This window comes from Curtobacterium sp. MCLR17_045 (genome assembly GCF_003234405.1).
Lineage (GTDB): Bacteria > Actinomycetota > Actinomycetes > Actinomycetales > Microbacteriaceae > Curtobacterium > Curtobacterium flaccumfaciens.
In genome coordinates this window covers 1-23437 of the sequence record NZ_QKTB01000009.1, presented here as the reverse complement: position 1 = coordinate 23437, position 23437 = coordinate 1, and the positions used below count along the sequence as shown (strand labels likewise).

Sequence of the window (23437 nt, the reverse complement as noted above, 5' to 3'; positions counted from 1 at the left end):
ACGTCGCGTTCGTTCCTGAACAGCGACGAACTGTCACTCAGCGTTTACCAAGACGTTTTGCAGTGCATGCAGAGTCTTCCGTGCTGCACCATCCCACGTCTGAGAAACGGACCAACATGAGTCTCCTGTCCGGCGCCACTACCCGGCGCAGAACCACCACCCTCCGCGTCTGCGGAGCCGTCCTCGGGGCCGCGCTCATCGCCGGTGCCTCGATGGTCGGCACGAACGCCGCCACCGCTGCGACGAACACCCCCACCACCAACATCTCGACCGGTGGCCCGATCCACATCCTGCTCGGCGTCGGCGCGACCGAGAGCCAGCGCATCGCCTCGTGGTACTTCCCCACGAACGTCGCGCAGTCGCTCGAGATCCAGAAGACCGCGTCCATGACGGACGGCGTCTTCACGGACGCCAAGCAGACGGTCGCCGCCTCGGAGGCCGCGAACACCGCAGCCGACTCGAGCGCGACCGACTCGAACACCAAGAGCATCCCGGGCATCGCCGCCGAGTCGGGCTACATCAACGCGCACGCGACGATCTCGGCCCTCGAGCCGAACACGTCGTACACGTACCACGTCGGTGCGGCGGACGGCTCGGCCTGGTCCGCGTCGTACACCTTCACCACGAAGAGCTTCTCCGGCGACTTCGACTTCCTGTTCTTCGGTGACCCGCAGATCGGTTCGTCCGGCTTCACCGACGACGACGGCGCCGGCTGGGCGGACACGCTCAAGTACGCCACGTCGACCGAGCCGGACGCCGAGCTCCTGGTCTCCGGTGGCGACCAGGTCGAGCACGCCAACAACGAGTACGAGTGGGGCGCGTTCGCGGACAGCAGCGACGTGCTGAAGCGTTACCCGTGGGCCTCGACCATCGGCAACCACGACGTGGGTGGCAAGGCCTACGAGCAGCACAACCAGGTGCCGAACTCCCTCAAGGTGCCGGACTTCTACCCGGGCGGCAACACGACCGCGAACTCGGGTGGCGACTACTGGTACATGTACAAGGGCGTCCTGTTCATCGACATCAACTCGAACGCCTACGCGGCCGGTTCGGACGCTGCCCACGTGAACTACGTGCGCGACGTCATCAACCGCTACGGCGACGACGCGAAGTGGACGACGCTGGTCTACCACCACTCGATCTACTCGCCGGCCGACCACGCGAACGACCGTGACAACCAGCAGCGCCGGTTCGACTTCACGCGTTCGTTCTCGGACATGGGTGTCGACCTCGTCCTGCAGGGTCACGACCACTCCTACTCGCGCAGCTACGCGATCAAGAACGGCAAGAAGGCCAACGCCAACGAGCAGCCCGCTGCTCCGGAGGTCTTCTCCGGCCCCGGCGGCGTCATCTACATGACGGCGAACTCGGCCTCCGGCTCGAAGTACTACGACCTCACCACCCCGGACGCCACCCAGGGCTACGGCGCGGACCCGCTCGACCCCAAGGGTGAGCGTCACTTCGCCAACTCGGTCGAGAACCAGGAGCACGTCCGCACCTTCGTGAAGGTCTCGGTCACCGACGACAAGCTCGCCGTCGAGAACATCCGCGCCAGCGACTGCACCACGCTCAACTCGGCGGTGCAGCACGGCAAGGTGGACAGCTGCGGTGTGACCCTCCAGCCGACGGCCACGGCCGACCCGGCTGCGATCGGTTCGACGGTCGACAAGTTCAACCTGCACGCCACGCTGCCGACGACGACCACCACGCTCACCGCGTCGGCCGCGGAGCAGACCTACGGCACCGCCAAGCCGGCCACGGTCACCGCGACCATCGCCGGTGGCATCGGTACCCAGCAGGGCACCGTGACGTTCAAGGACGGCAGCAAGGTCCTCGGCACGGCCCCGGTCAAGGACGGCGCGGCGAGCATGACGCTGCCGAAGACGCTCGCCATCGGCAAGCACGCGGTCACGGCCTCGTTCGTCAACGCGGACCCGGTGTACTCGGGAACGAACTCGAAGACGGCGAAGGCCATGACGGTCACCGTCGAGAAGGCCCCGTCCCGCACCGCCATCAAGTACAGCGGCGGCAAGGCGACCGTCCAGGTGAAGGCCACCGGCTTCAGCGTCGACGGCACCGCCCGGATCTACCAGGGCTCGAAGCGCCTCGCCACCGTCACGGTGGAGAACGGCGTGGTCACGTCGAAGCTCCCGCTGAAGAAGGGCACGCACAACCTGCACGCCGTCTTCGCCGGGACCTCGGAGCTCAGCACGAGCACCAGCCCGACCATCAAGGTCGTCATCAAGTAGCACCCGGCACCAGCAAGGGCCCCGCGATCCCGATCGCGGGGCCCTTCGCCGTGTGTCCGGGGGTGGGCGACCGGTCCTACCCGGGACCGGCGCCGCACCGGCTGACGGGAGACCCGAACTCCCTACCCGTCCGCTGGTGAGAGCGGCCGGTCAACCTGTGGTGAGCATGCGCTCACAGGCCGGGATCGCCTAGGCAGCCAGGCCAACTGCCAGGCTTTGGGCGAATGTTCAGACATTCCTAGGTAATCACTGTGGAGAAGCGCATACTTCGAGCCACCGAGAATGCGCGCTCGTCGCCGACGTCACCCCGCCTCTCCTTGCAGGAAGCGGTCGGACCGTGCAGGCTCGCCATCTCAGACGCAGTTCCCTCCTGGTCGTGTCGGCGGCTGCCGTCGCCGCGCTGGTCACCCTCGGGACCGGTGGCGGAGCATCCGCCGCGACGGTCATCGACGGTCCGGTCAACCTCGGCACCGCATCGACCTACGGAGTCCTCGGCGCGAGCGCGGTCACGAACACCGGCCCCTCCGTGATCAACGGCGACCTCGGGTTGTCGCCGGGCACGTCCATCACCGGCTTCGGCGGCGCACCGAACGGCGTCGTCAACGGCACCACGCACCAGACCGACGCCGCGGCCGCACAGGCCCAGCGCGACACCACCACCGCGTACAACGTCGCCGCGTCGCTCTCCCCGACCCAGACCGGTCTGACCGAGCTGAACGGCCTCTCGCTCTCACCCGGCGTGTACTCCGGCGGCGCCCTCGCCCTGGCGAACAACGGTGCGCTGACCCTGGCCGGCAGCGCGAACTCCGTGTGGGTGTTCCAGGCCGCGTCGACCCTGACCATCGGGTCCGCCAGCCAGATCGTGATCACCGGCGGCGCCAGCTCGTGCAACGTGTTCTGGCAGGTCGGCAGCTCCGCCACCGTCGGCACCGGCGCCCAGTTCCAGGGCACCGTCCTGGCGCAGCAGTCCGTGACCGCCACCACCGGCGCGACCGTGCAGGGCCGCCTGCTGGCCCGCACCGGCGCCGTGACCCTCGACACGAACACGATCACGGCCTCCAACGGCTGCCCCGCACCGGGCACGCCGTCCGAGTCGCCGACCATCACCTCGGGCACCTCGTCCGACGGCACCGTGGACGTCCCCTACTCGTCCACCGTCACCGCGACCGGTACCCCGAACCCGACCTTCACCGCCACGGGCCTGCCCGACGGCCTGACGATCGACAGCACCACCGGCGTCATCTCCGGTACCCCGACCACCCCGGGTACCTCGACCGTGACGATCACGGCGTCGAACGGCACCAGCCCGGACGACACCCAGACGGTCACCATCACGGTCCGCGCCCCGGCACCGGTGCCCACCGCGACACCCACCCCGACGGCACCCGCAGTGGTGCCCACCGCCACCCCGAGCGGCCCCGCAGGCGCCGGCGGCGGCGGTGGGGGCGGAACCGACCAGCCCACCGGTGAGCTCGCGTTCACCGGCTCGGACCCGACCGTCCCGCTGAGCATCGCCGCGGCACTCCTCGCCGCGGGTGCAACGCTCATGGTCCTGCTGCGTCGTCGTCGCCGCACCGTCGGCCGCATCTGATCCACCCGCACGATCGACGGCCCCGCGACCCTGGTCGCGGGGCCGTCTGCGTGCCGTCGGGCACCCGGTGGTCGCACCCGTGAGGACCCTCAGGGACTGAGCCGTCACCTCATCCTCCAGGACGATCCGCGGTGAGCAGCGCGCTCCCTACTGTTGGCGACGGAGCGTGCGGTGGCGCATGCCCGTCGCACCAGGGGAGATCCGACGTGAACCGTTCGCCGAGACGCCGTTCCACCATCGCGCTGCAGATCGCGTGTTCGACACTCATCGCCGGGGCGCTCGCCGTCTCCGGCACGATCGCGGCGTTGCCGGCCACGGCCGCGCCGGGCGACGGGTCCACCGCCGCGACGGGGACGACCACGATCACGACGCCGGGCACGCCCGTCGCGCAGGGTGACGACTGGACGGTCACGCCGACCGACGGCGGGTACACCGTCGTCCTGACCCTCGCCGACCCGCTGCCGCTCCGTGCGGCGGCCCCCGTCCTGCTCGTGGACGGCACCGACATCGGCGTCGCGCAGACGAGCCTCGACCAGCGGCAGCTGACGGTCACCACGACCGACCCCGCGGTCGCCGATGCCCGCAGCGTCGAGCTCGGCTGGACGGGCGAGACCGACCTGCAGGGCAACCGGCAGGCCGCCACCGCGCCGCAGACGGTCGCGCCGAGCGAAGCCCCGGCACCCCTGACCGACGACCCGGCGTCCGCAGGCCAGTACGCGGTCACCCGGGCCGACTACGACCTGGGCAACGAAGCCGAGACGATCAAGGGCTTCGGTCGCAAGGGCGAGATGCGTGCCGCGGTCTTCGTGCCGAAGGACGCCCCCGGCAAGCGTCCGGTCGTGGTGTTCCTGCACGGCCGCCACGAGGCCTGCTACGGCGGCACGTACAACCCGAAGGCGTGGCCGTGCGGGAAGGGACAGACCGACATCCCGAGCTACCTCGGCTACAACGCAGCAGCGACCGCGCTGGCGAGCCACGGCAACGTCGTCGTGTCGATCTCCGCGAACGCGATCAACGCCCTCGACGGCAGCTACTCGGACGACGGCGGAGCGGTGGCCCGCGGGCAGCTCGTCCTCGACCACCTCAGCCTGCTGCAGCGCGCGGACGCCGGACAGGAGCCCCGGCTCTCGCCGCTGCTCACCGGCAAGCTCGACCTGCAGGACGTCGGCCTCATGGGCCACTCGCGCGGCGGTGACGGCGTGGTCCGCGCGGCCCTGCTCAACACGCAGCGCACGAACCCCTTCGGCATCCGTGCCGTCCTGCCCCTGGCACCGACCGACTTCGGGCGCATGACCCTGCCGGACACCAACACGGCGGTCGTCCTGCCGTACTGCGACGGCGACGTGTCCGACCTGCAGGGACAGCACTTCTACGACGACTCCCGCACCGCCTTCGGGGACGACGTGCTGCGCTCCTCGGTGCTGGTGATGGGTGCGAACCACAACTTCTTCAACACGACGTGGACGCCCGGCAAGTACGCGAAGGCGTCGTCGGACGACTGGTACGACGAGTCCGACGCGGTCTGCGGTGCGAAGGCGAAACACACCACGCGGCTGTCGTCCGACCGGCAGTACGCCATCGGCACGAGCCTGATCAGCGGCTTCTTCCGCCTGACGCTCGACGGTGAGCAGCAGTTCCTGCCGATGTTCGACGGCACCAACCGCCAGCCCGCCGCCCTGGGCACGGCCGACATCCGGGTGAGCGCCTCCCAGCCCGGCGCGAGCCGGCGTGACCTCGCCCTGTTCGACACCGCGAACCCGGCGATCACCACGACCGGGGCCCTGACGGCGAAGACCTGCGCGAGCACCGACAACCTGCCCGCGAAGCAGATCCTGCCGGCGTGCGTCTCGATCTCGTCCAACACCCCGGACTACACCCCGGCCTACCTGGCGTCGTCGGTGCCGGCCACCCCCGCCCTGCACGTCTCGCCCACCAAGGCGGCGACCGGCGGCCAGGTGCACGTCCCGGTGGCTCCGGCGGCCGGTGACTTCACGGGGTTCCAGGCGCTGTCGCTCCGCCTCACCCCGGACGACACCGCGACGACGAACGCGAACGTCTCGATCACCCTCCACGACGCGACCGGTGCCGTGGCGACCCGACGCCTGTCCGACACCAGCCGTGCCGGACAGCTGCTCCCCGGTACCCGGATGGCCCCGCGCAAGACGATCCTGCAGCAGGCGCGCATCCCCCTCGACACGTTCACTGGCATCGACCTGACGTCGGTGCGCGAGGTGACCATCGACGTCCCGCAGAAGAACAGCGGGGTCCTGCTGAGCGACCTGTCGCTCGTGCCCGCCGCGACCCTCGGCACCCCGGTGGTCACGAAGCGTCCCGCCGCACGCATCGCGGACCGGTTCGTCGACGAGGGCCGCACGCGCACGGTGGTCCGGGCAGCGGTCGTGCTCTCCCGACCGGCCGAGCAGGCCACGACGGTGTCCTTCGACCTCGACCAGGCGTACGACGGGCGCATCCGCCCGGCGGTGCAGCCCGTCACGTTCCAGCCCGGCGAGGTCTGCCGCACGGTTGCGGTCTCGGTGAACGGTGACCGCACCCCGTCGTTCTCGCGGACGTCGGACTACGCGATGACCCTCAGTAACACCCAGGGCGGTTCGGTGATCGGTGACTCGGTCGGCACGATGCGCATCCGCGAGGACGACGGCGTACGCAGCGTGAACGGACGGCCGACCGCGTCCGCTCCGGCGGTCGGGACCCCGGGCGACGCGTGTGCCGAGGCGCAGGCGACCAGCACGGCCATCGCCGTGACGCCGACGAACAGCCGGAAGGGTGCCAAGGTCGCGATCTCGGCGACGGGGTTCCGTGCCGGCGAGTCGGTCACCGTCAGCATCGACGGCGGTCGGGCCACCCGCACGACGGCCAACGCCGACGGCAAGGTCCGCCTGAAGATCACGAAGGCCGTGGCGGCGCTGGCGCCGGGCACGCACGTGGTGCACGCCCGTGGCTACGGCTCGGACCAGCGGGCCCGGGGCACCTTCACGACGACGAAGTAGTCGTGCGCGGTCCGGAGCGTCCCGAGCGAACCCTCAGGACGCTCCGGCCCCGATCAAGTCGGCGAGCGGGACGTCGTCGCGCGCCACGGCGGCGGCGACCTGGCTCAGCGAGCGCTGGTGGGCGCGGGCGTAGCGACGGATCATGCCGAACGCCTGCTCGACGTCGACCCCCGCCGCACGGGCGAGGTACCCCTTGGCCTGCTCGATGGCGACCCGGCTGTCGAGGGCCCGTTGGAGCTGCTCCGCGGTGAGGGTCGCGTGCTCGAGGGTCCGTTGCTGCAACAGGCTGATGGTCGCGACGTCGGCGAGGGCCTGCGCGGCTCGGGCATCGGCTCCGTTCAGCGCCCCCTCGGTCTCGCGGAACAGGTTCAGCGACCCGACGGTGGTGTCCCGCAGCCGGAGCGGGATGGCGTGGACGCCCGCGTAGCCGCGAGCCCTCGACGCCTCGGCGAACCGCGGCCAGTGCTGCCGCAGGTCGTCGGCGTTCTCCGAGGTCACCAGCCGGCCGGTGGTCACGGCGGTGATGCAGGGCCCCTCGCCGGCGTTGAGCTGGAGCAGACCGATGAAGCTGCTGCGCTCGCTCGTCGACGCGACGACGCGCAGCTCGTCCTGCTGGTCGAGCAGGTGGATCGCGCCCGCGGCGGCGTCGAACAACTCGACCGCCCGGTCGACCAGCGTCTGCAGGACGTCGACCACGTCGTAGTCCGCCACCAGGCTGTCGGTGAGGGTCACGAACGTCTCGACCAGTCGTGCTTCGCGTACCTCGGTCATGTGGGGAACGGTCCTTCCGTCGAGCAGGCGGGACAACCGTAGTCGAGCAGCGGACACGCGGACCTGTGGCTTGCACCGAGGAGCGCGGCGGCTCTAGCGTTGGACCAGCAGCCCCAGACCCCGGCCGCCGGAACGTTCCGCCATTCCGATGACGACCAGGGAATCCATGACCACGCAGCACGCCGGTACCAGCCCGCAGCGGGAGACCAGCTCGAAACCCCTCACCGGCGGCTACCGGAAGACCGGCTCCCCGGCCGGGCCGCGGACCGGCGGTACCTCGTCGTACTCCGCGCTGCTGGCGCAGGTGAAGGAAGCCGGGCTGCTCGAGCGCCGTCGGGGGTTCTACTGGGCGCTGTTCTCCGCGCTCGTCGTGGCGACGGCCGCCTGCTGGGTCGCGTTCGCGTTCCTGGGTGACTCGTGGTTCCAGCTGATCGTGGCCGGTGCGCTGGGCGTGCTGTTCACGCAGTTCGCGTTCCTGTCGCACGAGGCCGCGCACCGTCAGGTGTTCGCGTCCCAGAAGTGGAACGACCGTGCTGGCCGCTGGGTCGGGACGTTCCTGGTGGGCCTCAGCTACTCGTGGTGGATGAACAAGCACACCCGTCACCACGGCAACCCGAACACCGTCGGCAAGGACCCGGACATCGCGCCGGACGTGATCCGGTTCCTGCCCGAGGACGCCGCCGCCGTCAAGAACGGGCCGCTCCGGGTGTTCGTGCAGTACCAGGGCTGGCTGTTCTTCCCGTTGCTCACGCTCGAGGGCATCAACCTGCACCGGGCTGCCGTCATGTCGGTGCTCCGCGGGACGGGTGGGCGCAATGACGTCCGGGGGCGGGTCCTCGAGGGCATCCTGCTCGTGGCGCGGTTCGCGATCTACCTGACGGTGGTGTTCTGGTTCCTGCCGTTCGGGATGGCGTGTGCGTTCCTCGGGGTGCAGCTGGCCGTGTTCGGCGTGATGATGGGTGCCTCGTTCGCCCCGAACCACAAGGGCATGCCGACGATCGCGCACGACGTGAAGGTCGACTTCTTCTCCCGCCAGGTGCGCACCTCGCGCAACATCCGTGGCGGCTGGTGGGTGTCGTTCCTGATGGGTGGGCTGAACTACCAGGTCGAGCACCACCTGTTCCCGTCGATGCCGCGTCCGGCGCTGAAGCAGGCTCGCCTGCTCGTGCGTGACCACTGCGACACCCTCGACGTGCCGTACACCGAGACCACGTTGCTGCGTTCGTACGGGATCGTCGTCCGGTACCTCAACCGCGTCGGCCTCGGCGCCCGCGACCCCTTCGTCTGCCCGATGGTCACCGAACTCCGGATCCACTGACCGCCGCCCCGTGCCGAACCCCCCGAACGAACCCGGCCCGCCGCGCGCCGCCGTGGTCGTGAACCCGACCAAGATCGACCAGGCCCGCCTCCGAGCGGTGCTCGGCGCCGAGGAGCGCGCGCACGGATGGGACGAGTCGCTCTGGTTCGAGACGAGCGCTCAAGACGACGGGCGTGCTGCTGCCCGGGCCGCGCGCGACGCCCACCCGAGCGTCGTCCTCGTCGCCGGTGGTGACGGCACGCTCCGGGTCGTCGCCGCGGAACTCCGCGGCACTGGGATCCCGGTGGCGCTCCTCCCCAGCGGCACCGGCAACCTGTTCGCGCGGAACCTCGGTCTGCCCCTCGGCGACCTGGTGCGGTCCGTCCGAGCGGGCTTCAGCGGGACGGACCGCCCGATCGACGTCGGGCTGGCCGACCTGACCGACCCGGCGGGCACCACGACGTCGCACGCGTTCCTGGTGATGACCGGCATCGGGCTCGATGCGAGCATGGCCGCGGACACGAACGCGTGGGTGAAGAAGCGGTTCGGATGGGTCGCCTACTCGGATCCCATCGCCCGGTCCGTGATCGGCAACCGGCAGATCCCCGTGCACTACGGGATCGACGACGGCCCGCTCCGCAGCATGAGCGCCCACACGATCATCGTCGGGAACTGCGGCACCCTGACCGCGGGCATCCTGCTGCTGCCCGCGGCGCGACCGGACGACGGCATCCTCGACGCCGTGGCGTTCCGGCCGGCCGGGTGGTTCGGCTGGACCAAGGTCGGGTACGCCCTGACGCTCAACCGCTTCTTCGCGCGCACCCGGTTCGGGCGACTCCTGGCGCGGGTGCTGCCGACCTCACGCGCACTCCGGTACACCCGGGCACGGACGCTGCGGCTGACCGTCGACACCCCGGAGCGTGTGCAGCTCGACGGCGACGCGTTCGGCGAGGTGGTCGCGGTGACGCTCACCACCGACCACCACGGCCTGGTGCTGCGGACGGAGCCGGACGGGCCGCGGACCCGACGGGCCTAGCCGGTGCTGCCGAGGTCGGCGCCCCGGTGCACGACGTCCTCCGCCATGGCCCGGATCCCGCGGCCCGCACCGGCAGCAGCACGTCGCAGGATCTGGAACGCCTCGTCCATCCGGATGCCCCGTCGGTACGCGAGTGCACCCTTGGCCTGTTCGAGGAGCTCCCGGGCCTCGAGCGCGTCCTCGACCTGTTCCTCGATCGTGGTCGACACCCCGCGGTCGCGCTGTCGGACCAGGGCAGCCGAAGCCGCGTCGGCGAGCAGCTGCATCAGCACGACGTCCTGGTCGCTGTGCCCGCGGGTGTGGTCGGCGAAGACGCACAGCGAACCGATGGTCCGGTCCCGCAGACGGATCGGCTCGGCAAACGTGCCGTGCAGCCCGCGGTCACGCATCGTCGCCGAGAACGCCGGCCACTCCGACTCGTGCGTCGACACGTCGGGCACGTCGATCGTCTCGCCGGTCCGGTAGCAGTCGAGACACGAGCCCTCGTTCGTCCCGAGCTGCGCTTCCTCGGCCTCGCTGCTGCGCTCGCTCGTCGAGGCGACGACCTGCAGCACTCCGGACCGGTCCGCCAGCACGACCCCCGCCTCCGTCGCGGAGGTCCCCTCCACGCACGCCGCGATGACCCGGTCCATGGCGTCGAGCACCTCGAGGTCAGTGTCCAGAGCCGGCACCAACCGATCCGGCAGGTTGATCGCGTCGCTGGTCGTCATGCTTCGACGCTACGACCAGACCGATGGCGCACGGCTCAGCCAGTTCGCGTACCGGATCACGGCGTTCGGGTCCGCAAGCAGCCGCGTCCGTCGAAGTGCGGACTGGTGCGACCCCCGGACAGGGGGTCAGGATGACGCATCAGTTGCACAGAGCAACTGGCAGGTGCTTCACCGACAGAGGAGTCGTCATGAAGAAGTCCATCGCCGCCGCGTTCGCCGCGGTCGCCGTCATCACCGCCGGCGTGTTCGCCGCTTCGCCCGCGTCCGCGCTGCCCGTCAGCACGAAGGTCGTCGGCGGCGAGAAGGCCCCCACCACCTCGTGGGCGGTGCAGCTCGAAGCCTCCGGCGGGAGCATCCCCTCCGGCTACGTCAGCAACTGCACCGGCGAGCAGCTCAACGCCTCGTGGATCCTCACCGCCCGGCACTGCATCGACGGCATCGGCGCGATGAACGTCTACCACTCCAACTCCACCGTCAACCGCGGCACGGCCGTCGCCGTCGACCGTGTCAGCGCCTCGCCGGCAGGTGACATCGCGCTCGTGCACCTGCGGACCGCCTACTCGCTGTCCACCTACGCACCCCTCGACCTCGCCGCGACGGCCAAGTCGAGCGGCACCGGCACCATCCAGGGCTACGGCCTGCGTGCGAACGCGACCCAGTCCGACGGCCTGTACCAGGCCACCGTCTCGCTCACCGGCGCGAGCACCGACGCCTTCAACGGTCGTGCCCAGCACCTCACCGGCGTGACCGGCGCATCGAACCACGGCGACTCGGGCGGCCCGCTGCTCGTCAACGGCAAGGTCGTCGCCGTCTGCTCCACCGGCGACAGCGCCGACCCCGGCGCGAACACCAAGGCCGGCTCGAACTACGCCCTGCTGTCGCAGGCCTCGTCCTGGATCCGGACCACGGCCGGCGTCTGAACCACCTGACGGACTGGAGGCGCGGTGTCAGCTGGCACCGCGCCTCCAGTCCGTCCCCACCCGTCTCCAGAACCGGGGTCGCCTGCTCGGCGTCCGTCACCCACCAGCTGAGCGCCCGTGCGGGCGGTGCGACGACAGTGGGGCCATGAGCCAGTACGAGAAGCGCGATCCGAACACCCTCTACCCGGCACCGCCGTACCCGGAGCAGGAGCAGTCGCTGCCGGGCGCCGCGTGGAAGATGGACCCGAAGCCCGACCACGGCGAGGAGAGCTACGTCGGGCTCGGACGGCTGAAGGGGTACCGCGGCATCGTCACCGGTGCTGATTCCGGCATCGGCCGTGCCGCCGCCATCGCCCTGTCGCGCGAAGGTGCGGACCTGGTGCTCTCGTACCTGCCGGACGAGCAGGAGGACGCGGAACAGGTCCGCGACCTGCTCGAGTCCGAAGGCCGTCGCGCCGTGCTGTTCCCCGGCGACATCTCCGACGAGCAGTACTGCACGGACCTGGTGCAGAAGGGCGTCGACGAGTTCGGCGGCCTCGACACCCTGGTCATGGTCGCGGGGCGCATGGAGAGCAACGAGGACATCCTCACCCTCGACACGTCGATGTTCGACTCCACCTTCAAGACCAACATCTACTCGCTGTTCTGGCTGACCAAGGCCGCCGTGCCGCACCTCGAGCCCGGTTCGACCATCGTGACGACCGGTTCGATCCAGGCGTCCACGCCCTCGCCGGACAAGATCGACTACGCCGTGTCGAAGGGCGCGATCAAGCTCTTCACCGAGGCCGTGGCGCAGCAGCTCGCGCCGAAGGGCATCCGTGTGAACTCCGTCGCGCCGGGGCCGGTGTGGACGCCGCTGCAGCCGGGTTCCGACGACGCCGAGACGGTGTCGCACTTCGGTGAGAGCTCGCCGTTCGGCCGTCCCGGTCAGCCCGCCGAGCTCGGTGCCGCCTACGTGCACCTGGTCAGCCCGGAGTCGAGCTACCAGTCCGGGTCGACGATCACGATCGCGGGCGGAACGCCGGCGTTCTGATCTGCCGTTCTGGGCTTTTGGCGTTTTCGCGTTCTTGCGTTCGAGGAAGGGGACCACGTGTCCGGAGTGACGCACACCGTGCTGGTCGAGTGGGACGGGGAGGACCGGTCGTCCGAGGCCACGGCCCTGTCGCGTGAGCACCTGCCGCGGGTCGAGGGGGTCGAGTCGGTGCAGGCCGGCACGAGCGTGAGCACCGAGGGGCTGGAGGGCGGGTTCCACTGGATGCTCGTCGTCCGGTTCCGCGATCGTGCCGCGCTCGCCGGGTACCTGCCGCACCCGGAGCACCGGCCGGTGGCCGAGTTCATCGGGGCGGCGAGTGCGCGGGTCGTCGTGTTCGACGTCGAGGACGCCGACTGAGCGCTGCGCCGGAAGCTGTGTAACGCTCTGGTTGCGATGGCGGACGAGGGGTTCCGTTCCTCGTGGAGGCTCGACGTACGGTGGATCGGCCATCGCAACGGCGCGGGGGTCATCGGCCGGCGCTGCGGCTCTCCGGAGCCCGCGCCGGTCGGGTCCCCGCCTGCGGGCGGGGACCGTTCGACATCCGCCGACGGAGGGAAACAGACGATGCCCGGCAACCCGAACCCGTTCGTCCACGACGGCGCGAAGATCCTGCTCGGCGAGGCGGGAGCGGCGCACTGCGACGAGTGCGGTGACGCCGTCCGGCTCGACCCGCGGATCGGCAGCTGGAGGACCGTGCAGCAACCCGGCCCCCAGCTCCCGCCTGACCGGCAGCGGCGCAGTGCGGCGGGGGCCGCGTGAACGGCACCGCCCGGACCGCCGGGGTGGCCCTCGGGCTCATCGCAGCGATGGCGCTGACCGCCTGTTCCGGCTCACCGGCCGCGACGCCGACCCGGACCGTGACTGCGACTGCGACCGCGACCCCGGAGGCGCCGGCTGACCCCGACGCTGCGACCCCAACTGCGACCCCGACCGCGACCGATACGGCCTTCAGCCTGTCGGACCCCGCGACGTGGACCATCTCGACCCAGGAGGTCGGACCGATCGCCCTCGGTGGTCCGGTGCAGGGCGAGATCGACGACCTGGCAGCCGCCTACACCCGGAGTACGGATGCGTGTCCGGCCAGCCCGGAGACGACCTTCTGGGAGCGATCCGACGCCCCCGGGCTCATCGTCATCCCCCGCGACGGGAAGGTCGCCGGGGTGACCATCGGTGGGGTGGGGTCGGACCCGGTGACGACGAACTCGCCCGACACCGACGCCGGGATCGGCATCGGAGCGCCCCTGACCGAGGTGCGCTCCGCGTACCCGGACCTGCAGTACACCGGCACCTACGGTGAGGACCAGGGGCCGTACTCGATGTGGAGCGTGCAGGCCGACGGGCGCTACATGACGTTCCAGCTGGGGACGGACGGCACCACCGTGGGTGCTATCTGGGTGGGGTCGGTCGCGATGTTGCCGTACGAGTACTGCGCCTGACGCCGCCGAGGGTCGAACGTCGCTGCTGGCAGGATGACCGGTATGGCCAGCGCTGTCCGTCTCATCCGGTCCGACGTCCTGAGCGACGCGGCGCAGTACGCGTACGCATCCACCGTGCCGGCCGGGACGCGGCTCGTGTTCCTCGCCGGGGCCTGCCCGCTCGCCGCGGACGGGTCGACCGTCGCGGTCGGCGACTACGCGGGCCAGGCTGCCCGGTGCATCGAGACGATGCAGGAGGCGCTGCGTGCCGCAGGTGCGTCCATCGAGGACGTCGTGAGCACCCGGGTGCTCGTGGCGTCCTCACGGCAGGCCGACCTCGTCGCCGCATGGCAGGTGGTGCGCGATGCCTTCGGCGCGCACGACGTGCCGAGCACCCTGCTCGGGGTCACGGTGCTCGGCTACGACGACCAGCTGGTCGAGATCGAAGCCGTCGCAGCCGTCGCAGCCGGTGAGCCCACGTGACACCGCGAGGTGTCGAGGCTCCCGCGCTCCCGCGCACGCTCCCCTCAGAAGCCGGGACCCGCTTTGACCAGAGCGATGCCGACACCGACGAGCGCGAGGACGAGGCCGGCCACGAACGTCCGCGGGGACGGGTTCTCCCCGCGGAGCCTGGCCACGACGGGCCCGAGGAGCGCGAGCCGGACCACGAGGTACGCGATCGCGATGATCTCGGCCGCGAGCCCGGATGTGCCGGTCAGCCAGGCGTATGCGAGGACGGCCGCCGGCAGGAGACCGGAGGTGAGGATGGGCAGCGAATCTCGCAGCTCGGCGCGGACGGTCTCCCCGGTGAGGCGGTGGTCGCTCCGCGCACGTCGTCCGACCGATTCGGCGAAGGTGTGTGCGAGGAAGGTCGAGAACGCGGTGGCGAGGACGTACCAGAGCCCCCGGCCGCTCTCGGCGGTGTCCGGGAGCATCGGTGCGATCGTGCCGAGGATCACGATGTTGCCGTACACGAACGCGGTGATGCGGCTCGAGGCGTCCTCACGCGACAGGCGCTGCCGGCCCACGGAAGTCCTCTCGTGCGGGCTCAGTAGTACTCACCCTGCCGGTAGTCCCAGCTCGTGAACGTGTCCGCGAGCAACCCCATGATCCGGTCGACGTCGAGCCCCTTGCGGATCAGCGTCGGTGCGGGGACGACCGATCGGCGTCCGTCCTGCAGCGGGATCAGGGTCCCCGTGCTGTCGACCATCGACACCATGACGCCCTGCTCGTAGCGGGTCTCGGCACTCTGCTCCGGCTGGATGGACGCGACGTAGTCGTCCGCCTCGACGATCACGTCGGCGCGCTCGGCGATGCGCTCGCCGATGCCGTCGACCACGCCACGGTTGCCGGTGCCGGACGGGTTGGCCGAGCTCGCGAAGGCGAACTTGCCGTGCTCGGTCCAGAGCTCGCGGGCGGCGAGCTCACCGGGGACGCCGAACTTGATGACGAAGCAGGACGTCCCGCGGGTGTCCATCATGAGTTCGTCGGAGCCGTCCGCCGGCAGTGCCGCTCGACCCTCGTCACTCCAGGGCAGGATGCACCCGAGCAGGACGTCCTCGTCCCAGCACCGCTGGTACAGGGCGTCGATCTCGGGGGTGAGCTGCGCGATGCTCCGGAGCATCGCGAGCGAGCTCACGAGCACGACGCCCGGCTTGTTGCGGTTGCGTTCCTTCGCGTCGAACTTGCGCTCCAGACCCGCGCGGTCCGAGGTCATCAGGATGTAGCCGACCTTGGTGGGGACCACCGCCAGCCCGCCGTCGTGCAGCAGGGCGTCCACCGCACTGCGCGGCACGCCACCGTCCCAGTGCACCCGGTTCATGCTGACCTGCGTGTCGTCGTTCATGCCCGTCCTCGTCCCGTTCTGGAGCCAGACGATCGTCTGACAGCGGGAGCCTATGGACGGTGTCCGAGCCGGACAAGGGCGAAGGGCGCGACCTGTGGGCATTCTCCGAAGGGTTCAGGCGGGCTCGCAGTGAACGGCCGAGGGGCCCAGCACGCGCTGGGCCCCTCGGTCGTTCATCGGTGGTGGGTCAGGATCGCTTCCGACGACGGGCCTGCAGCGCGATCACGCCGACGCCGGTCAGCGCGAGTCCCGCAGCCCACGGCAGCAGGTGCATCGCGTCGCTCCCGGTGTAGGCCAGCTGGCCGGTCGGGACGGCGGCGGAGACCGCGCTCGTCGGAGCGACAGGGGTCACCACCGTCGAAGCGGTCGGACGGACGTCCACCGTGAACGCCGTCGCGAAGCTGCTCGACGCCACGGTCAGGGCGTGGGTCGACGCGTGCGGGAACGTCACTTCGGCACCTGCCCACGGGTCGGTGTTCGGGACGATGACGTCAGAGGTGTGGTCGGACGTCACCGTGAACGGTGCCGGGTAGCCGTCGGCGCCGTCGACCTCGTTGCCGAAGCGGTCGACGAGGCTCCCGCCGACCAGGAGCGTGCCGCCCTGGTCGATGGTCGGCTGCCCGCCCTCGAAGCCCACGCCCAAGGTGCTGTAACCGCCGTCGGGCTCGGGCGTGGTCTCGTTCTGGAAGGTCCAGACGGTGCCGTCGCGCTCGATGACCCAGCTCGTGGAATGAGCGGTGAGGAACGTGTCCTTGTCCTCGGCCGTCACCCGCACGCCGAGCGGTGTCGAGGCGTCCGTCGTGAGGTTCACGTACTGCGATGCGGTCGTCGTGCCGCTGGTGGCGACGATGCGGAAGGCGTACGTGCCCGAGTAGTCAGAGGTGCCGGACAGCACCCCGGTGGAGTGGTCGAGCGACAGACCGTAGGGAAGGTAACCGGATTCGTCTTGATCGGTCTCGTCGGCGTACGGGTCGTCGAGCGAGAAGTACTCCACCGAGTACGTCGGCTTCGGGAACCCGTCCGCGGCGAACGTGTGGGTGAACCGTTCCCCGGCCGTCGTGGACAGCATGACCGGCTCGTCTTCGGTGGTCGCCTCGGGGAACGAGGCGGCCTGTGTCACCGCAGCGGTCGACGCCGTTGCTGTCTGGTCGTCATCGCCCGTGATCGTGACGGCGATGACCTTGCCGGCGTCCGAAGGGAGGACGAGGTAGGACTCGGTCGTGACGGGGAGCGTGGTGCCGTCACCCGTCCACACGAAGGAGAGCGTGCCGGTGAAGCCCGTCCCCGTCGCGGTGAGGGTGCTGCCCACGGTCGCATCCCCGGCGATGGTCGCGGTGGGGTCGGCGACGGCGGGAGCAGACGTCGCCGGGGCGGCCGGAGCGCTGCTGGGCGCGGTGGTCTCGTCCGCGGGCACCTCCGTGTCCTCGGCGGCCGGAACCGGGACGACAGGAGTCGTCGCGTCGGGCGACGCTGCTGCGGTCTCCTCATCGGTGCCGGTGCCGGTGCCGGTGCCGGTGCCGGAGTCCGTGCCGGTTCCGGGCGCGGTGTCCTCGGTGGGGGCCGCGGCCGAGCCGGCTGACGCGGTCGCCGGTGCTGCTTCCGGCAGTTCTGCCGCCGAGGCAGACAGCGCCCCGAAGCCGGTGCTCAGGCCGATGACGGCGATCGTCGCGCCGATCGCGCATGCGCGTCGGAGTGTTGCGGTGCTGTGTGGCACGGGTTGTCCCCTCGGGTGTGCCGTCCGACAACGGCCGGACGAGTGCGATCGCCGGAAGCCGGCGCCCTCGGATCGTAGCCAACCTGTGAGGCGTCCTTGAGCCCGAGGGTGGGCATCACCCGCGAAGTGGGGGAGCGGCATCGCGTCGCAGTCGTCGCAGCGCTCATCTGGAGAGGTGGAAATATTCCCAGTTCGGGCATATGGTCTCACCATGCGAACAGCAGAGTTGCGAGAGCCGGCGTTCTGGGTCATGACCACCCTCGCCCGGGGACGGCTCCACGGGTACGGCATCATCCAGGCCGTCACCGAGCTCACGGAGGGCGACGTCAGCCTGCCGGTGACGACGCTGTACAAGACACTGGAACGTCTCGAACAGGACGGACTGGTGACCGGCGCCGGAGACGAAGTCGTTGGGGGGCGTCTCCGGCGCTACTTCGCCCTCACCACCCAGGGCGAACAGCGGCTTGCGCTGGAGACCGAGCGACTCGAGGTCAGGCTGCGCGCGGTGCGTGCCCGTCTGCCGCGCACGTCGAGCATCTCCGGAAAGGTGGCCGGAGCATGAGCGCCGAACTCGAAGCTCGGTACCGGCGACTGCTCGCCTGGTACCCGGCTGCGTGGCGGTCCGCGAACGCCGACGCGCTCGTCGGGACACTCCTCGACGTCGCCGAGGGCGAAGGCCGAGAGCGTCCGACCCGTCAGGAACGTCGGGCCATCGCTGAGCACGGCGTGGGCCTGCGGCTCGACGGGCTCGTGGTGGCCGATGTGCGGAACCCCGCGAGCACGGTGGCACTGACCCTCGGCACCGGGCTTGCTCTCGCCGAGTTCCTGTTCTCGAGTTGGGCGCCGTGGATCACCGGCAACCCGGCTCCGGGATCGATGGTGCAGGTCGGACCCTTCCGCGACACGGGCTTCGTGTTCGCGGCGCTCTGGGTGATCGCCCTCGTCGCTGCGCTCTCCGGCCGGTGGAACGTCGGGCGCGTCGTCCTCCTGGTGTCCGTGCTGCTCGGGACCGTGTCGCCGTACCTCGTGAACCGGTACCCGGGCGTCTGGAGTGTCGACCGGGCGACCTTGCTCCTGCTCAGCGCGTGTGCGGTCGTCGCGGTCCTCGGGCGCCCGCACCGCTCCCAGCACACCGCGGCAGCAGCCGTCGGATGGTTCCTGCTCGGCGCCCTCAGCTACTGCAGCGGCAGTGATCCCGGACAGTGGCAGTACAGCCGGTCCCTGTGGGACGGGAACCTCTACGCCTGGTACGGGACGGCAGTGCTCGAGATCAGCGCCGTCGTTCTCGCGATCATGCGGTGGTGGCGGACAGCGTTCACGATCGTCCTGAGTCTCGTCCCGTACGTCGGGGCGCTCGCGGTGAACGAAGTCCGCGCGATGGACGTCGGGAGCGGGTCCGTCGAGTTGGTGGCACTCCCGGTGGCCCTCGGGCTGGTCCTGCTCGTCCTCCACGGTCGTGGTTCCCTTGCGCTCCCACCGCGGAGACCTGTGCGGCCCGCTCGCTAGTCCGGCCGCGTCGGAGTCGGGGCACACAGAGATCGAACCCCCGCCTCACTCCACCAACGACTGCGTCCCCACCACGATCGCCAGCGCCAGACGCTCCGCGTCCACTGAACCGGGCTCGGCCGTGTACGCCAGGATCCGCAGGTCCTCGGGCCCGACGACCAGGGTGTCGCAGTCGAGCGTGATCAGCCCGACGTCCGGGTGGTCGATCACCTTCCGGCGGGCGGTCTCGCCGAGCGCGGTCGCGCCCGAGTCCCACAGCTCGACGAACCGCGGGCTCGCCGCCCGAAGGTCCCGCACGAGCTGCTGCAGCTGGCGGTCGAGCGGGTAGCGCGCCGCGGTCATCCGGAGCCCCGCCACCAGGTTCGCCTCGAACGCCGCCTGCTCCTCGGGCGTGTGCACGGCTCGGCTGCCGGACCCGACCAGGTGCCGCCACGCGGTGTTCCGGTCGTTCCCGCGCAGCGCGCCGATCGGCCCCATCAGTGCGTCGTACGGGGCGTTGGCGACGAGCAGGTTCCCCGCGGCGTCGAGGACCGCGACCGGGGTGTCCGCCAGCCGGTCGAGCAGTCGCTGCACGCTCGGCGGGATCCTCGACGGGACCACGTCGGCACCGGGGAGCGCGTGCCCGGCGAGCCGGTAGAGCAGCTCGCGGTCGGCATCAGCGACCCGCAGCGCCCTCGCGAGCGCCTCGACGACCTGGGCGGACGGCGTGGTCGCCCGCCCCTGCTCGAGCCGGGTCAGGTAGTCGGCGGAGATCCCCGCGAGCCCGGCCAGTTCCTCTCGGCGCAGACCGGACGCACGCCGACGGGGCCCGACGACCACTCCCGCCGCCTCGGGGGAGACGTGGTCGCGCAGCCGCCGCAGGGTGTGCCCGAAGTCCGTGTCCGCCATGTCCCCAGTCTGCGCGCGACGGTCGACCGGGTCCTGGCCCTGCCGGTCTTACGACAACCGGTCGACTCCCTGCGGTCGTCGCAGAGCGTGACGCTGGATCCATGACAACGACACTCATCACCGGGGCCACCCGCGGCCTCGGCAAGGAAACCGCCCGCCAGCTCGTCGAGGCGGGCCACACCGTCTGGATCGGCGCACGTGACGCCGACCAGGGCACCACGGTCGCCGCCGAGATCGGCGCTCGCTCCGTCCAGCTCGACGTCCGCGACGACGACTCGGTCGCCGCGGCCTTCGCCCACGTCGACGCGAACGGCGGACTCGACGTGCTGGTCAACAACGCCGGCATCGCCGTCTGGGGGCAGAGCGGGCCCGAGGCGCTCGCCGTCTTCGACACGAACGCCGTCGGCACGATCCGCGCGACCGAGGCCGCGCTGCCGCTCCTGCGTCGCTCCGCGAACCCGATCGTGGTGAACCTGTCGAGCGCGCTCGGCTCCTTCACCGCCACCCACGACCCGTCGAAGCCGGCGTTCAGCGTGCCGGCCGTGGTCTACGGCGCGTCCAAGGCCGCCGTCTCGATGCTGACGGTGCAGTACGCGCGCGTCGTGCCCGAGGTGCACTTCGTCGCGATCGAGCCCGGCTACACGGCCACCGAGTTCGGTGGCATGCCGAACCCGCACGGTCGCCCCGTCGAGGTCAGCGCCGCGACGATCGCGGCCGCCGCGAGCGCGGGCCCGGAGGGCCCCACCGGCGTGTTCCTGGAGGACGGCCAGACGCTCGGGTGGTGACGTCGTGACGGCCTGGAGGCCCGTGGCGGCGCCGCCACGGGCCTCCAGGCCGTCATCCGCTCGCGTCTACAGCAGCTGGCGCGCGTTGGTGGACGCGAGGTCCAGCAGCTCGTCGCCGCGACCCGACAGCACCGTGCGGATGGCGTAGAGCGTGAAGCCCTTCGCCTGCTCGAGCGTGACCGCCGGGGGCATCGAGAGCTCCTGGCGGTTCGCGCGGACCGACACGAGCGCGGGGCCGTCGTGCGCGAGCGCGGCGGCCATCGCGTCCTCGAAGTCGTCGGAAACGTCGACGTGGAACCCCTTGATGCCGATCGCCTCGGCGACGGCGGCGAAGTCGGGGTTCTGCAGCTCGGTCCCGTAGTTCACGAAGCCGGCGGCCTTCATCTCGAGCTCGACGAAGTTGAGCGACGAGTTGTCGAACACGACGATCTTCACCGGCAGCTTGTTCTGCACGATCGTGATGAGCTCACCGAGGAGCATCGTCAGCCCGCCGTCACCGGCCAGGGCGATCACCTGCCGGTCCGGGAACGCCGTCTGCGCACCGATCGCCTGCGGGACGGCGTTCGCCATCGTGCCGTGCACGAACGAGCCGATCAGTCGGCGCTTGCCGTTCATCGTGAGGTAGCGCGAGGCCCAGACGACGGGGGAGCCGACGTCGGGGATGAAGACGGCGTCCTCGGCGGCGAGCCGGTCGAGCACCCGGGCGACGTACTGCGGGTGCAGCGGCTTCTTCTTCCCGGCGGGCACGGCCAGGTCGTCGAGCTTCTCGCGGGTCTTCCGGTAGTGCTTGAGCGAGTCCTCCAGGTGCTTCGTCGGGTGCGAGCCGGTCAGCAGCGGGATGAGGGCGAGGGCGGTGTCCTTGACGGTGCCGACCAGCCCGATGTCGACGGGGTGCCGCCGGCCGAGCTGCGAGCCGCGGATGTCGACCTGCACGTGCTTCGCCTTGGCCGGGAAGAACTGCTGGTACGGGAAGTCCGTTCCGAGCATGAGCACGACGTCGGCGTCCTCCATGGCGCGGTACCCGGAGGCGAAGCCGAGCAGCCCCGTCATGCCGACGTCGTACGGGTTGTCGTACTCGATGTACTCCTTGCCGCGCAGCGCGTGCACGATCGGGGCCTGCAGCCGCTCGGCCAGGGCAACGACCTCGTCGTGGGCGTCCGCGACGCCGGCTCCGGCCAGGATCGTGATCCGGTCGGCACCGTTCAGCAGGTCGGCGGTGCGCTGCAGCTCGGCCTCGCTCGGCACGATGCGCGGGGTGGCCCGCTCGATGCGGGTGGCGCGGTCGTCCTTCGCCTCGGCGAGCAGCACGTCGCCCGGGATCACGAGCACGGCGACGCCGCGCTTCTCGATCGCCTCGCGCATCGCGATCTCGAGCAGGCGGGGCATCTGGACGGGGTCGGCGACGTACTCGACGTAGACGGAGCACTCGCGGAAGAGCTCCTGCGGGTGGGTCTCCTGGAAGTAGCCGGAGCCGATCTCCGCCGTGGGGATGTGGGCGGCGATCGCCAGCACCGGCACCCGCGAACGGTTCGCGTCGTACAGGCCGTTGATCAGGTGCAGGTTGCCGGGCCCGCAGCTGCCGGCGCAGACGGTCAGGTCGCCGGTCAGGGCGGCCTCGGCAGAGGCGGCGAACGCGGCCGCCTCCTCGTGACGGACGTGCTCCCACCGCATCGTGCCGTCCTTGCGCAGGGCGTCGGTGAAGCCGTTCAGGGAGTCACCGGGCAGCCCGTAGACCCGGTGGATGTCGTTGGCGCGGAGGGTGGCGACGATGTTCTCGGCAACGGTTGGCATGCGTCCTGTCTACTCCCGACCGCCGCGCTGAACGCTTTCGGAGTTTTGTGAGGCTCACTCGCCCTGGGATGCCGGGGTCGGACTGCGACGATGGCGGGATGACCGACGACGCGCCGCTCCTCCGTCCCCGCCGACGGGAGCCCGCCGCGTACGGGATCCTCGAGCGCTCGCCGTACCCGCTCGTCTCGGTGGCGATCGCCGTCATCGCGGTCGTCGTCATCACCATCGTCGGGTTCACCCTCGGCACCGTGGACCTCGGGCTGTCCAAGGCCCTCAACGCGCTGCACACCGGGTTCATCGGTGCGTTCAGCACGGCGGTCTACCACGTGATCAGTCCGGCACCGGCGATCGGGATCACGGTCGTCGTCGTCGCCGTGATCTGGTGGCGCACGCGCGACCTGCGACCGGCCCTGGCGTTCGGCGGCACCATCGCGATCACGTGGGTGCCGTCCGCGATCGTGAAGGAGATCGTGCACCGCGCCCGACCCGACGTGGCCGTGCTGCCGCACCCGTTCCCCGTGCAGCCCGACCCCGGGTACCCGAGTGGGCACACGGTCTACATCACGGCGTTCGTCATCGCCCTGATCTGGCTGCTCCGCGAGACGCGGTGGCACCGGCTCGCCCTGACGCTCGGGGTCGTGGCCATCGTGATCGTGTTCTTCGCGGTGTCGATCGATGCGGTGCACTACCCGACCGACGCCGCTGCCTCGATCCTGTGGGCGCTCGCCGTGGCGCCGGGGGTGCGGGTGGTGTGGGTCGACTGGCTCATGCCGCGGGTGCCGTTCCTGCGGCCGGGGCGGGGCGCGCGGCGCGCGCCCGGCGTCCGGCGGGGGGGGGCTGCTGTACCCACCCGACGCCGCGGCCGCTACTCCCCGGG

The 23437-nt window shown here is 70.8% G+C and carries 22 protein-coding genes; 15 read left to right on the top strand and 7 right to left on the bottom strand.

Annotation, left to right across the window (positions count from 1 at the left end):
- Window positions 1-116: 116 nt before the first annotated feature.
- The 3 genes from DEJ05_RS07990 (at window position 117) to DEJ05_RS07980 (ending at window position 6848) form a co-directional block, all read left to right on the top strand.
- Complete coding sequence (locus tag DEJ05_RS07990; RefSeq protein WP_111110170.1) at window positions 117-2249, top strand: Ig-like domain repeat protein; 2133 nt, start codon at window positions 117-119, stop codon at window positions 2247-2249.
- Between the two features lie 376 nt (window positions 2250-2625).
- On the top strand, window positions 2626-3840 hold the full coding sequence (locus DEJ05_RS07985; RefSeq protein ID WP_181440690.1) for an ice-binding family protein: 1215 nt from the start codon (window positions 2626-2628) through the stop codon (window positions 3838-3840).
- A gap of 206 nt (window positions 3841-4046) precedes the next feature.
- Window positions 4047-6848: a hypothetical protein gene (locus DEJ05_RS07980; protein WP_111110168.1), complete on the top strand. Its 2802-nt coding sequence runs from the start codon at window positions 4047-4049 to the stop codon at window positions 6846-6848.
- Window positions 6849-6881: 33 nt separating this feature from the next.
- On the opposite strand, the gene DEJ05_RS07975 is transcribed toward DEJ05_RS07980, so the two are convergent.
- A complete protein-coding gene (locus tag DEJ05_RS07975) occupies window positions 6882-7619 on the bottom strand; it encodes a GAF and ANTAR domain-containing protein (RefSeq protein WP_111047536.1) in 738 nt (245 codons plus the stop codon).
- 166 nt (window positions 7620-7785) lie between these two features.
- Here DEJ05_RS07975 and DEJ05_RS07970 point away from each other — a divergent pair, with 166 nt between their 5' ends.
- Window positions 7786-8937, top strand: coding sequence for an acyl-CoA desaturase (locus tag DEJ05_RS07970; protein WP_111110167.1), 1152 nt, complete (start codon window positions 7786-7788; stop codon window positions 8935-8937).
- A gap of 10 nt (window positions 8938-8947) precedes the next feature.
- Window positions 8948-9952 (top strand): diacylglycerol kinase family protein, encoded by a 1005-nt coding sequence (locus tag DEJ05_RS07965; RefSeq protein WP_111110166.1) that lies wholly within the window; start codon window positions 8948-8950, stop codon window positions 9950-9952.
- Here DEJ05_RS07965 and DEJ05_RS07960 read toward each other — a convergent pair.
- Window positions 9949-10662: a GAF and ANTAR domain-containing protein gene (locus DEJ05_RS07960; RefSeq protein ID WP_111110165.1), complete on the bottom strand. Its 714-nt coding sequence runs from the start codon at window positions 10660-10662 to the stop codon at window positions 9949-9951. The two genes, DEJ05_RS07965 and DEJ05_RS07960, sit on opposite strands and share 4 nt — an antisense overlap.
- Before the next feature lie 188 nt (window positions 10663-10850).
- Here DEJ05_RS07960 and DEJ05_RS07955 point away from each other — a divergent pair, with 188 nt between their 5' ends.
- The 6 genes from DEJ05_RS07955 to DEJ05_RS07930 all read left to right on the top strand — a co-directional run bounded on the left by DEJ05_RS07955 (window position 10851) and on the right by DEJ05_RS07930 (window position 14513).
- Complete coding sequence (locus DEJ05_RS07955) at window positions 10851-11582, top strand: trypsin-like serine protease (protein ID WP_111110164.1); 732 nt, start codon at window positions 10851-10853, stop codon at window positions 11580-11582.
- Between the two features lie 145 nt (window positions 11583-11727).
- Window positions 11728-12615 carry an SDR family oxidoreductase gene (locus DEJ05_RS07950; RefSeq protein WP_111110163.1) on the top strand — a complete coding sequence of 296 codons (888 nt, stop codon included), beginning with the start codon at window positions 11728-11730 and terminating at the stop codon, window positions 12613-12615.
- 57 nt (window positions 12616-12672) lie between these two features.
- Entirely contained in the window at window positions 12673-12972 is a 300-nt protein-coding gene (locus DEJ05_RS07945) for a Dabb family protein (protein ID WP_181440689.1), read from the top strand.
- Between the two features lie 207 nt (window positions 12973-13179).
- On the top strand, window positions 13180-13374 hold the full coding sequence (locus DEJ05_RS07940) for a hypothetical protein (RefSeq protein WP_071404793.1): 195 nt from the start codon (window positions 13180-13182) through the stop codon (window positions 13372-13374).
- The gene (locus DEJ05_RS07935; protein ID WP_111110161.1) at window positions 13371-14051 is read left to right on the top strand and encodes a hypothetical protein; all 681 of its coding nucleotides are present in this window, start codon (window positions 13371-13373) and stop codon (window positions 14049-14051) included. Before DEJ05_RS07940 ends, DEJ05_RS07935 begins: the two co-directional genes overlap by 4 nt.
- A 42-nt stretch (window positions 14052-14093) precedes the next feature.
- Window positions 14094-14513, top strand: a complete 420-nt coding sequence (locus DEJ05_RS07930; RefSeq protein WP_111110160.1) for a Rid family hydrolase — start codon at window positions 14094-14096, stop codon at window positions 14511-14513.
- Window positions 14514-14557: 44 nt separating this feature from the next.
- On the opposite strand, the gene DEJ05_RS07925 is transcribed toward DEJ05_RS07930, so the two are convergent.
- From DEJ05_RS07925 to DEJ05_RS07915, 3 genes are all read right to left on the bottom strand, one after another.
- Entirely contained in the window at window positions 14558-15058 is a 501-nt protein-coding gene (locus tag DEJ05_RS07925; RefSeq protein ID WP_258371426.1) for a hypothetical protein, read from the bottom strand.
- Between the two features lie 20 nt (window positions 15059-15078).
- Window positions 15079-15876 (bottom strand): L-threonylcarbamoyladenylate synthase, encoded by a 798-nt coding sequence (locus tag DEJ05_RS07920; protein ID WP_111110159.1) that lies wholly within the window; start codon window positions 15874-15876, stop codon window positions 15079-15081.
- A gap of 187 nt (window positions 15877-16063) precedes the next feature.
- The gene (locus tag DEJ05_RS07915; protein WP_111110158.1) at window positions 16064-17590 is read right to left on the bottom strand and encodes a putative Ig domain-containing protein; all 1527 of its coding nucleotides are present in this window, start codon (window positions 17588-17590) and stop codon (window positions 16064-16066) included.
- A gap of 211 nt (window positions 17591-17801) precedes the next feature.
- Here DEJ05_RS07915 and DEJ05_RS07910 point away from each other — a divergent pair, with 211 nt between their 5' ends.
- Both DEJ05_RS07910 and DEJ05_RS07905 read left to right on the top strand, forming a co-directional pair.
- Window positions 17802-18152, top strand: a complete 351-nt coding sequence (locus tag DEJ05_RS07910; protein ID WP_071404801.1) for a PadR family transcriptional regulator — start codon at window positions 17802-17804, stop codon at window positions 18150-18152.
- Complete coding sequence (locus DEJ05_RS07905) at window positions 18149-19096, top strand: hypothetical protein (protein WP_111110157.1); 948 nt, start codon at window positions 18149-18151, stop codon at window positions 19094-19096. The genes DEJ05_RS07910 and DEJ05_RS07905 overlap by 4 nt, the downstream gene beginning before the upstream one ends.
- A gap of 45 nt (window positions 19097-19141) precedes the next feature.
- Here the strand turns inward: DEJ05_RS07905 and DEJ05_RS07900 are convergent, their stop codons facing one another.
- Window positions 19142-19984 (bottom strand): helix-turn-helix transcriptional regulator, encoded by an 843-nt coding sequence (locus tag DEJ05_RS07900; protein ID WP_111110156.1) that lies wholly within the window; start codon window positions 19982-19984, stop codon window positions 19142-19144.
- A gap of 101 nt (window positions 19985-20085) precedes the next feature.
- Here DEJ05_RS07900 and DEJ05_RS07895 point away from each other — a divergent pair, with 101 nt between their 5' ends.
- On the top strand, window positions 20086-20769 hold the full coding sequence (locus DEJ05_RS07895) for an SDR family NAD(P)-dependent oxidoreductase (protein WP_111110155.1): 684 nt from the start codon (window positions 20086-20088) through the stop codon (window positions 20767-20769).
- Window positions 20770-20835: 66 nt separating this feature from the next.
- Here the strand turns inward: DEJ05_RS07895 and poxB are convergent, their stop codons facing one another.
- Window positions 20836-22560, bottom strand: coding sequence for a ubiquinone-dependent pyruvate dehydrogenase (poxB, locus tag DEJ05_RS07890; protein WP_111047957.1), 1725 nt, complete (start codon window positions 22558-22560; stop codon window positions 20836-20838).
- 98 nt (window positions 22561-22658) lie between these two features.
- Here poxB and DEJ05_RS07885 point away from each other — a divergent pair.
- A partial coding sequence (locus DEJ05_RS07885) for a phosphatase PAP2 family protein (protein ID WP_111110154.1) occupies window positions 22659-23437 on the top strand: 779 nt, incomplete at its 3' end.

Bases quoted from the DNA above. Each gene is read 5' to 3' on its own strand.
- DEJ05_RS07950 (WP_111110163.1), top strand. From the start codon at position 11,728: ATGAGCCAGTACGAGAAGCGCGATCCGAACACCCTCTACCCGGCACCG.
- DEJ05_RS07975 (WP_111047536.1), bottom strand. From the start codon at position 7,619: ATGACCGAGGTACGCGAAGCACGACTGGTCGAGACGTTCGTGACCCTC.
- DEJ05_RS07930 (WP_111110160.1), top strand. From the start codon at position 14,094: ATGGCCAGCGCTGTCCGTCTCATCCGGTCCGACGTCCTGAGCGACGCG.
- DEJ05_RS07990 (WP_111110170.1), top strand. From the start codon at position 117: ATGAGTCTCCTGTCCGGCGCCACTACCCGGCGCAGAACCACCACCCTC.
- DEJ05_RS07920 (WP_111110159.1), bottom strand. From the start codon at position 15,876: ATGAACGACGACACGCAGGTCAGCATGAACCGGGTGCACTGGGACGGT.
- DEJ05_RS07900 (WP_111110156.1), bottom strand. From the start codon at position 19,984: ATGGCGGACACGGACTTCGGGCACACCCTGCGGCGGCTGCGCGACCAC.
- DEJ05_RS07960 (WP_111110165.1), bottom strand. From the start codon at position 10,662: ATGACGACCAGCGACGCGATCAACCTGCCGGATCGGTTGGTGCCGGCT.
- DEJ05_RS07940 (WP_071404793.1), top strand. From the start codon at position 13,180: ATGCCCGGCAACCCGAACCCGTTCGTCCACGACGGCGCGAAGATCCTG.
- DEJ05_RS07895 (WP_111110155.1), top strand. From the start codon at position 20,086: ATGACAACGACACTCATCACCGGGGCCACCCGCGGCCTCGGCAAGGAA.
- DEJ05_RS07905 (WP_111110157.1), top strand. From the start codon at position 18,149: ATGAGCGCCGAACTCGAAGCTCGGTACCGGCGACTGCTCGCCTGGTAC.
- DEJ05_RS07970 (WP_111110167.1), top strand. From the start codon at position 7,786: ATGACCACGCAGCACGCCGGTACCAGCCCGCAGCGGGAGACCAGCTCG.
- DEJ05_RS07955 (WP_111110164.1), top strand. From the start codon at position 10,851: ATGAAGAAGTCCATCGCCGCCGCGTTCGCCGCGGTCGCCGTCATCACC.
- DEJ05_RS07910 (WP_071404801.1), top strand. From the start codon at position 17,802: ATGCGAACAGCAGAGTTGCGAGAGCCGGCGTTCTGGGTCATGACCACC.
- poxB (WP_111047957.1), bottom strand. From the start codon at position 22,560: ATGCCAACCGTTGCCGAGAACATCGTCGCCACCCTCCGCGCCAACGAC.